The organism is Desulfovibrio legallii (assembly GCF_004309735.1).
Lineage (GTDB): Bacteria > Desulfobacterota > Desulfovibrionia > Desulfovibrionales > Desulfovibrionaceae > Desulfovibrio > Desulfovibrio legallii.
On the sequence record NZ_SIXC01000004.1, the window covers coordinates 237,949 to 246,664 of the forward strand.

10 protein-coding genes are annotated in these 8,716 nt (G+C 60.3%); 1 reads left to right on the forward strand and 9 read right to left on the reverse strand.

What is annotated here, in order from left to right:
* Positions 1–3 precede the first annotated feature (3 nt).
* A complete protein-coding gene (rlmN, locus tag EB812_RS04660; protein WP_118229901.1) occupies positions 4–1,059 on the forward strand; it encodes a dual-specificity RNA methyltransferase RlmN in 1,056 nt (351 codons plus the stop codon).
* Positions 1,060–1,270: 211 nt separating this feature from the next.
* Here the strand turns inward: rlmN and EB812_RS04665 are convergent, their stop codons facing one another.
* From EB812_RS04665 to phnK, 9 genes are all read right to left on the reverse strand, one after another.
* Positions 1,271–1,564, reverse strand: coding sequence for an LbetaH domain-containing protein (locus EB812_RS04665; RefSeq protein ID WP_207287315.1), 294 nt, complete (start codon positions 1,562–1,564; stop codon positions 1,271–1,273).
* A gap of 115 nt (positions 1,565–1,679) precedes the next feature.
* Positions 1,680–2,432: a DUF1045 domain-containing protein gene (locus EB812_RS04670; protein WP_130957878.1), complete on the reverse strand. Its 753-nt coding sequence runs from the start codon at positions 2,430–2,432 to the stop codon at positions 1,680–1,682.
* Between the two features lies 1 nt (position 2,433).
* Complete coding sequence (gene phnE, locus EB812_RS04675) at positions 2,434–3,216, reverse strand: phosphonate ABC transporter, permease protein PhnE (protein ID WP_118229904.1); 783 nt, start codon at positions 3,214–3,216, stop codon at positions 2,434–2,436.
* A 218-nt stretch (positions 3,217–3,434) separates the two neighbouring features.
* Positions 3,435–4,439, reverse strand: coding sequence for a phosphonate ABC transporter substrate-binding protein (gene phnD, locus EB812_RS04680; protein WP_118229905.1), 1,005 nt, complete (start codon positions 4,437–4,439; stop codon positions 3,435–3,437).
* 27 nt (positions 4,440–4,466) lie between these two features.
* Entirely contained in the window at positions 4,467–5,303 is an 837-nt protein-coding gene (gene phnC / locus EB812_RS04685) for a phosphonate ABC transporter ATP-binding protein (protein WP_118229906.1), read from the reverse strand.
* A gap of 10 nt (positions 5,304–5,313) precedes the next feature.
* The gene (gene phnN / locus EB812_RS04690; RefSeq protein ID WP_130957879.1) at positions 5,314–5,892 is read right to left on the reverse strand and encodes a phosphonate metabolism protein/1,5-bisphosphokinase (PRPP-forming) PhnN; all 579 of its coding nucleotides are present in this window, start codon (positions 5,890–5,892) and stop codon (positions 5,314–5,316) included.
* A complete protein-coding gene (locus EB812_RS04695; RefSeq protein ID WP_118229908.1) occupies positions 5,892–7,055 on the reverse strand; it encodes an alpha-D-ribose 1-methylphosphonate 5-triphosphate diphosphatase in 1,164 nt (387 codons plus the stop codon). Before EB812_RS04695 ends, phnN begins: the two co-directional genes overlap by 1 nt.
* Positions 7,045–7,737, reverse strand: coding sequence for a phosphonate C-P lyase system protein PhnL (gene phnL, locus EB812_RS04700; RefSeq protein ID WP_118229909.1), 693 nt, complete (start codon positions 7,735–7,737; stop codon positions 7,045–7,047). Before phnL ends, EB812_RS04695 begins: the two co-directional genes overlap by 11 nt.
* 90 nt (positions 7,738–7,827) lie before the next feature.
* Entirely contained in the window at positions 7,828–8,583 is a 756-nt protein-coding gene (gene phnK / locus EB812_RS04705; protein ID WP_130957880.1) for a phosphonate C-P lyase system protein PhnK, read from the reverse strand.
* Positions 8,584–8,716 lie beyond the last annotated feature (133 nt).

The window sequence follows — 8,716 nt, forward strand, 5'->3', positions numbered from 1 at the left end:
TTCATGCGCGACATCCTCAACCTGACCCTGCCCGAACTGGAAGCCTGGATGACCACGGAGCTGGGTGAACCCCGCTTCCGCGCCGTGCAGATCTGGCAGTGGCTGTGGCAGAAAATGGCCCGCAGCTTCGATGCCATGACCGACGTTTCCAAGGCTTGCCGGGAACGTCTGGCCGCCGCCGCCGTCATCACCTGGCCCACGGTGGACGCCGTGGAGCAGAGCGCCGACGGCACCACCAAGTTTTTGCTGCGTCTGGCCGACGGCGCGCAGGTGGAAACCGTGCTCATCCCCTCCGATTCCCGCGAGGGCGTGCGCCGCTGGACCCAGTGCCTTTCCTGTCAGGTGGGCTGCGCCATGGGCTGCACCTTCTGCGCCACGGGCCGCATGGGCCTGGAACGCAACATGACCATGGGCGAAATTCTTGGTCAGATTCTGGTGGCGCGTCAGCACCTGGGCGATACCCGTCCGGACTGGCCCGTGCTGCGCAACTTGGTCTTTATGGGCATGGGCGAACCCCTCGGCAACCTGACCGAGGTGCTGCGCGCCCTCCAGAGCCTCAACCACGACAAGGGGCTCAACTTCTCCCCCCGCCGCATCACCGTGTCCACCTGCGGCCTGGAAAAAGGCCTGCGCCAGCTGGGCGAAAGCGGCCTGGCCTTTCTGGCCGTTTCCCTGCACGCCCCCAATCAGGAACTGCGCGCCCGTCTCATGCCCAAGGCGGCCCGCTGGCCCCTGCCGGATCTGCTGGCGGCCCTCAAATCTTACCCGCTCAAAACCCGCGAGCGCATTACCTTTGAATATTTGCTCCTGGGCGGCGTCAACGACGGGCTGGAACACGCCCGCCAGCTGGCGCGCCTGCTGGCCGATCTTAAAGCCAAGCTCAACCTCATTGTTTACAACCCCACCGAAGGATCCCCCTACGTGGCGCCCAGCCCGGAACGTGTCCTGGCCTTTGAACGCTGCCTCTGGGATCGCCACGTCACCGCCATTGTCCGCAAAAGTAAGGGGCAGGACATTAAGGCCGCCTGCGGACAGCTGAAAACCGCGTGCCTGGGGTAGCGCCTTTCACGGAGAGCAAAAAAACTTTGACGCGAAGCTATGGGCTTCGCCGGGGTTGCTTGGGCTATCTCAAAGAAAGGGGCAGCGCGGTCCGGAAAAGGCGTCCGCTCCTTTCTTGGCGCAACCCCTTTTTCCCAAACGAAAAAAGGACGCAGGTATTTCTACCTGCGTCCTTCCTCCCACAAAGGCTGCAACAGCGCTTGCGTGTTTTTCAGCCTTCGGCCAGTTCCTGGGCTTTACATAAAAAATCTTCCGCCGGCAGTTGAAACAGTTTCCAGCGCGCCCGCAGGGTTTCTTCGGGCCAGTTCCACCATGCCAGGCGTTCCAGCCCCAGGGCCACGGCCGGGTCGGCAAAACGCGGACGCAGCTCGTGGGCAGGGTTGCCCACCACAATGTGCCAGGCGGGTACGTCCTTGGTGACGATGCTGCCCGCGCCGATGGCCGCGCCGTTGCCCACGCGTACCCCTGGCAGCAGCACTGCCCCGTGCCCTAGAGTATTTAACACTTGAAATGCTCGCTTACGGCAGGCAAAAGCCTGCCTTCTCGCATTTCGTGGCAAGGATTTTCAAGAAAATCCTTGCAGAGCAGTTAGCTCATTTCATTCGTAAACTGCTCTAGGCTCATTGTTGCACACCCGCGCTGTTCAGAGGAAAGGATTCCAGAACCCTGAACCGCCCGGTACAGGGTTTTCCCGGTTCATGACACGCATCCACAGGCTGGCGGCACAGGCACAGGTGCGCCACGCTCTGTGGCTGGGCTATGGCGTCGGCAAGGTAGGCGGCCACCACTGCGCAAAGGGCTGGCGAAGCCGTTGACGGCCCGGTGAGGGTGATATGAAAGTCATATTCTTCAAAGAGATATGGGTATCCCCAGGTGCGAAGGAGGGAGAGTTGCCGCCCGGTCAACCCTTTAGCTCTGCGTAGGAGTTCAGCTTCGGGCGCCGGCCTGCGCAGCGGTGCGAACACGCGTGTGGCTTCACCCGCCATATGGCGCAAGGCCGTCTGGGCTCTGCGCCCTGCCGCAGTGGCCGCATCCGGCATAAGCGCCAGAAAACCCCGGTGCTCCACTACCCGCAGAGGAGTGAGCACAGCCGCCAGGCGTTTACAGAAGAGGCTCAGGGTGTCGGTGAGCGCATCTTCTTTGTCGCACAGCGGAAAAAAGGGAGCCACTACCGTGGCGTGCAGGCCATAGCGCATGGGTTCCGCCACAAGGGCATCCCACGACAGGTTGTGCGGCAGATCGCGTGGCAGGGGCAACGAGGGGGCAGGCACGTTCTGTCCCCTGAGCGCGTCGTAGCCCAGCAGGGCGGAACCCGCGGAGTAAAGTGGGCTGTGTTCCTCAGGGACGTAATAAACGGCATAACGGTATTGCATATTATACAAAGCGCTTGCGAATGAATTGGGAAATCATGTCAAAAACCACCACTACCGCAATAATGACAAGCATGACGGCCGATGTCTGGGGAAAATAGAACCCGCGGATCATCTCCCACAGTACCACGCCAATGCCGCCAGCCCCCACCATACCTACTACGGTGGCCGACCGGATGTTGGATTCCAGCCGGTAGAGCGAGAAGGATATCCACAGGGGCAGCACCTGGGGGATGACGCCGTACAGAATTTCTTCAATAGCCAACGCCCCAGTGGCGCGCATGCCTTCCACCGGCTGGGGGTCAATGGCTTCTACAGCCTCGGAAAAAAGTTTGGCAAGAATGCCCGTGGTATGCACAAAAAGCGCCATCACGCCCGCAAAGGGGCCAAGACCTACGGCAACCACAAAAAGCATGGCAAAAACCATTTCGTTGATGGCCCTGCAGGCGTCCATAATCCGTCGCACGGGCTGGTAAACCCACCAGGGCACGAGGTTGTCCGAGCTGAGAATGCCCAGGGGCACGGCAAAGATCACCGCCAGGGCCGTGCCCCAAAGGGCCACCTGGATGGTGACCACCATTTCCTTGATATAAAGTCGCCAATCGGAAAAATCGGGGGGAAAAAATTCGCACGCGAACGAGCCCATGTTTCGGGCGTCAGTGAACAGGGCCGCGGGGTTCATTTCTGCCCCTCCCCACGACCAGACCAGCAGGGAAAGGCAGATGCCCCAACCCAGCAGCGAAAACCAGGGTCGGTTGACCGGCGTGTGTTGTGCGGATGCTGTCATGAAATATCCTTTTAGAGCATGCAACACTTGAAATGCTCGCTTACGGCAGGCAAAAGCCTGCCTTCTCGCATTTTGTGGCAAGGATTTTCAAGAAAATCCTTGCAGAGCAGTTAGCTCATTTCATTCGCTAACTGCTCTAGCTGAAAGGCGCAGACCCGGCCGCAACATGGGGTAGCCCACTGCGGCCGGGGCGCGCTGCCTTTGGCGTAGGTGGGGCGTTATGAACCTTTTTTGATGGCTTCGGCGCGAGCATTCAACGTAGCAAGGGCTTCGTCCACTTTTGCCAATTGGGCTTTCTTTTCCGCAGCGCTGAGCCTTCCGTCGCCTTCAATCTTGACGCGCGTCTTGAACAATTCCACCTGGCGAATGGGGATGGAGTGGTCATTATTGGCGGGTTTGAAAGGGGCCAGGCCGAGGTTGGCCAGAATTTTCAGATCTGCAGCTTTATGCGGGCCGGTGACGCCGAAGTTGAAAAAAAACTTGGCGATTTTATCCTTGGTTTCTTTGGGCAGGTCTTTGCGCCACACCAGCGGGTCGCCGGGGATCAGGGGCGAAGTCCAGATGATCTTGATAAGTCCGGCCTTTTCAGGGTGGGTGGTGCGCAGACGTTCAAGGCTTTCGCTGTTATTGGTTGCCAGATCCACTTGCTTGTTGGCCACGGCCAGGGCGTTGGTTTCATGATTGGCATTCAGGGTACGCTTGAAGGCCGTTTTAGGTTCTATGTTGTTTTTGGCGAACACGTAGTAGCCGGGAATGACAAAACCAGAGGTGGAATTGGGGTCGCCGTTGCTGAACGTGATGTTCTTGGCGTTTTTCAGGATGTCATCCACGGAATTGTAAGGAGAATCTTTGTTCACGATCAAATGTGAATAGTAACCGCCGATGCCCGCCTGATCCATCGTTTGGGCGAAAATTTCGCCGTCGGCGCGGTCTACGGCTTCAATGGCCGATTTGTTGCCGTACCATGCCAGTTGCACCTTGCCATACTGCATGCCGGTAACAATGCCCGCATAATCAGGGGCAAAAAAAGCTCGCACCTTGAACCCAGTTTCCTGCTCCATACGTTTCAGGAAGGGCTCCCAGAGCGTGCGCAGATTTTGGGAAGATTCGGTGCTGATGATGCCGAAGTTCAGCACGTTCGGTTCAGCGGCCCGGGCCGATAGCGCGGGCAGGCCTGCAGCGGCCAAAACGAGGGCAAGGGTAAGCAGTCGCAACAGTTTCATGCTATAATCTCCTTAATTACACTTTGGTTATGCGGCATTGCAGGCTTGGCGCAGAGAAAGACGCGGCTCAAGGGCCGGCTCTTCATCCCCGCCAGTGGCGCGTGCGAATAACTCTTCGCTGGAGGCGCCGTAAATTTCACGCAAAAAGGCCGGGGTAAGCCTATCGGAAGGCCCGTCATACACGATGCAGCCCTCTTTGAGGGCCACGGTGCGTCGGCAGTAGCGAATGGCAAAGTCCACCTGGTGCAGGGTTACCACCACAGTGATGCCGTCCTGCTGGTTTACCTCGGCCAATAGCTCCATAACTTTTCGGGATGACTCAGGATCAAGAGAAGCAATGGGTTCGTCGGCCAGCAGCACCCTGGCTTTCTGCACCATGGCGCGGGCAATGGCCGCCCGCTGCTGCTGCCCGCCCGAAAGCGTTGAGGCGCGTTGAAAGGCCTTTTCTGCAATGCCCACGCGGCCAAGGGCCGTGAGAGCATCTACGCGCACCTGATGCGGGAACAGGCCCAGCAGAGAGCGCCACAGAGGTATCCTGCCCAGCGCGCCCAACATGACATTGGTGTGTACCGGCAACCGGTCCACCAAGTTGAACTGTTGAAATATCATGCCAATGTTCGTGCGCAGGTGGCGCACATGGCGGGCCAGGCGCCCTTCTCGCTGCATGACGCTGCCGAGCACATGCACACTGCCGCTGTTTTTGTCCGCCTCGGTGAGGCCCGCAATGTGGCGCAGCAGGGTGGACTTGCCGGAACCGGAAGCGCCAATAAGAGCCACCATTTCCCCTTCGGCCACCGACAGGCAGACATTGTCCAGCGCGCGACTGTTGCCGAACGTTCTGGTGAGATTTTCTATGTTGATCATGAAAGCCTCCTTACGTTGCAAAATGACGGGCATGGTTGATAATCTCCGTAAAAATGCGTCCAGCCGTTTCAAGGTCGCCGGAATTGTCTACCAGCACATGGTGGGGCAGATGCGGCAGCGGTATTGCGGCCCGGGCCAGACGTTCTTCAACCTCCTCCCTTTGCTCCCTGCCGCGCTGCTCAAGCCTGCGGCGCAAAATGTCGCGCCGCGCGGTTATTTCCACCACCAGCAGAGGGCTGATGCGACGGGCGGCTTCCGGGGCATATCCACGCGAGCCGTTGACCACAGCCACATGCCCCTGCTCCAGCAGGTCAAGCACCTGCCGGTGTATGCCGTAGCGCAGGCCGTGGCTTTCCCAATCCAGGACAAAGTCGCCGCGCTCCGCGCAGAGGGAAAATTCCTCTGCGCTCAGGCTTATGTGGTCCTCCCCCCCCGCTTCTGCGGGGCGAGTGATGTGACGGCGTACAAAGCAGATGTCCCCCTGCCCGGTGCGGTGCGTCAGGCAGCCGCGGGCAAATGCCAGCAGGCTGTCCTTGCCGACGCCGGAAGGCCCCACCACATAGACCAGCAGGCCGGGATACTGCGCCATTAGAACACCTTTTTGCCCCGCACGTAGACTTCGCGCGCTACCGGCAGATCATCGTGCAGGGCCACGCGTACAAGGTCGGCCCTGAGCCCGGGACGCAGTTCGCCCCTGTCCGTCAGGGCCACGGCCTGGGCCGGACGGCGCGTGACCATGCTCACGGCGTCGGGCAGGGAAAGCCCGGCCTCGCGCTGCAGGACAAAAGCGCCGTGCAGCAGACTCATGGGTACATAGTCGGACGAAAGTCCGCTCAGGAGCCCTTCGCGGGCCACGTCCAGAGCGCTGATGTTGCCGGAATGAGATTTGCCGCGCACCACGTTGGGCGAACCCATAAGTACCGTCATGCCGTTATTGCGTGCGTGTCGCGCGGCTTCTATGGTGGTGGGAAATTCGCTGATGACGATGCCGTGCCCCAGGGCCAGGTTCACGTCTTCCACGGTGGTGTCGTCATGGCTGGCCATGGGTACGCCGTGCGCCGTGCAGAATTCAGTGACCATGCCGGTGTGCAGCGGGGTGTATGTTCTTTGGCGCTCCTGCAGTTCGGCCACATTGCTGGCGAACTCCTCTTCCGTCCAGGAGCGTATGGTGCTGTAATAGGTGCGGTAGGCATCGGTATTGCGCCATTGCCGCTGGCCGGGCGTATGGTCCATCAGCGAGATGAGCCCCAGCCCCGGTGTGGCCGACAGGGGCTCGAACATGCTCCACATATTAGGGTCATTAAGTTCGCAGCGCAGATGCAGGCGGTGTTCTGTCCGCACGCCCGTGTCTGCGGGATTGCCCGAAGTACAGGCGGTAAAGGCGTCCACAGCCATGCGCAGCATGAGGTAGCGGCCTTTGTCCTGGGTTTCGCCAATGCATACCGAGTCGTACACCGTGGTTATGCCGGCCGCCGCCATCTGCGCGTCGTGAGCCAGAAAGGCAGCGCGAGCCGAAGGCCAGATAACCTTGGGTCGGGGCATGAGATGTTTTTCAAGATTGTCCGTATGCAGTTCCACAAGACCAGGCAACAGGTAGTCGCCCCCCCAGTCCTCCACGGCAACCCCGCGGCTTATGGGCGGCGCGCCCGCTTCCAAGGCATGGATGCGTCCATCGCGCACGCAAAGGTGCCCTTCAATAACGGCGTCGGCCGTGACCATGCGGGCGTTGGCGATACAATATTCACGAGGCATGATTTCTTCCTGGTTGCAGATGAAAAACGGCGTCAGCCACGGCTTCGCGTACTTCGTCGTCATGAAAAATACCGATAACGGCGCTGCCGCGCGCCTTGGCCTCGGCGATCAGGGTGACCACCGTGCGTTTGTTGGCCGCGTCCAGCGAAGCGGTAGGTTCGTCCAGCAGCAACACGGGGCTGTGCCGGATAAAACCGCGCGCAATGTTGACGCGTTGCTGTTCGCCGCCTGAAAACGTGGCCGGAGCAAGGTTCCAGAGGCGTTGCGGAATATGCAGGCGGTCCAGCAGCACGGCGGCTTTTTCCCGCGCGGCGCTGCGCTCTTCGCCGTGGGCCGTACACTGCCCTGCCACAATGTCCAGCGTGCTCACGCGGGGGATGACCCGCAAAAACTGGCTCACATACCCCATGGTTTCACGCCGCACATCAAGCACGGCGCGGGGCCGGGCAGTGACCATGTCCACAAAGCCGTTGCGGTGGCGTACAAGAATACTGCCTGAGCAGGCTTTGTAATTGGCGTACAGGCAGCGCATCAGGGTGGATTTACCCGCTCCGGAAGGGCCGTGCAGCACAAGGCAGCGGCCCGCGTACGCTTCAAGATTCAGACCGCTGAAAGCCGCGATGTGCACGCCGCCCTGGGCATGCAGGGTGAAATTTTTGGCGAGTTCGCGCACCGTAAGCATCACTTGCCCCGTGGCGGAATCCGGTTTGGAATCCGTGGCGGGTGTAGCGGATACTGCGGGCGCAGGGAACGGAGTCTGATGCATGGCGGGCTATCCTTGCAGAATGGAAGAAACAAGCAGTTGCGTGTAGGGGTGGTGGGGGTCGTCAAGCACTTGGTCGGCAAGACCTTCCTCCACCACGTTGCCGCTGCGCATGACCAGCAGCCTGTCGGCCAGAAGGCGGGCCACGGCCAGGTCGTGCGTTACCAGCACCACGGCCAGGCCCAGATCGCGCACAAGGTGGCGCAGCAAATCCAGCAGCCGGGCCTGTACGGAAACGTCCAGCCCGCCAGTGGGTTCGTCCATAAAGACCAGCCGGGGCGACGACACAAGGTTGCGGGCTATCTGCAGGCGCTGCTGCATGCCGCCGGAATAGGCCGTAGGCCGGTCATCCAGGCGCTCTTCGGGAATTTCCACCCGGCGCAGCCAGCCGCGCCCGGCTTCACGGATGTCGCCATAACGGCGCGCACCGCAGGCCATCAGGCGTTCGCCGATGTTGCCGCCCGCGCTGACGCGCATGCGCAAGCCGTCGCGCGGGTTCTGGTGCACAAAGCCCCATTCAGTGCGCAGCAGTCTGCGGCGCTCGCCTTCGGACATGGAACCCATGTTGCGCGCATGCCCCAGGGCGTCACGGTACACAACCGTGCCTGAGGTCAGGGGCAGCCTGCCCGAAATGAGGCTCAACAGGGTACTTTTGCCGGAGCCGGACTCGCCCACAATGGCTACCACCTCGCCGGGCCACAGCTCAAAGGAAACGTCGGCGCAGCCTTTGCGTTCGCCGTAGTAGTGGGTGGGTAATCCTCCCAAAAAGAAGTAGCGTTTATGGGTAGAATTTCCGATACTGACCCGAACGGAGATTTTACATGAAAGCGTCCAGATTTTCTGACAGCCAGATTTTGGGAATTTTGAAGCAGGCCGAGAATGGGATCCCCGTGACCGA

What these genes read in the sequence shown, in the direction of transcription:
- EB812_RS04695 (WP_118229908.1), bottom strand. Translation starts at nt 7,055, where the DNA reads ATGCCTCGTGAATATTGTATCGCCAACGCCCGCATGGTCACGGCCGAC.
- phnC (WP_118229906.1), bottom strand. Translation starts at nt 5,303, where the DNA reads ATGATCAACATAGAAAATCTCACCAGAACGTTCGGCAACAGTCGCGCG.
- EB812_RS04670 (WP_130957878.1), bottom strand. Translation starts at nt 2,432, where the DNA reads ATGCAATACCGTTATGCCGTTTATTACGTCCCTGAGGAACACAGCCCA.
- phnD (WP_118229905.1), bottom strand. Translation starts at nt 4,439, where the DNA reads ATGAAACTGTTGCGACTGCTTACCCTTGCCCTCGTTTTGGCCGCTGCA.
- rlmN (WP_118229901.1), top strand. Translation starts at nt 4, where the DNA reads ATGCGCGACATCCTCAACCTGACCCTGCCCGAACTGGAAGCCTGGATG.
- phnL (WP_118229909.1), bottom strand. Translation starts at nt 7,737, where the DNA reads ATGCTTACGGTGCGCGAACTCGCCAAAAATTTCACCCTGCATGCCCAG.
- phnE (WP_118229904.1), bottom strand. Translation starts at nt 3,216, where the DNA reads ATGACAGCATCCGCACAACACACGCCGGTCAACCGACCCTGGTTTTCG.
- phnN (WP_130957879.1), bottom strand. Translation starts at nt 5,892, where the DNA reads ATGGCGCAGTATCCCGGCCTGCTGGTCTATGTGGTGGGGCCTTCCGGC.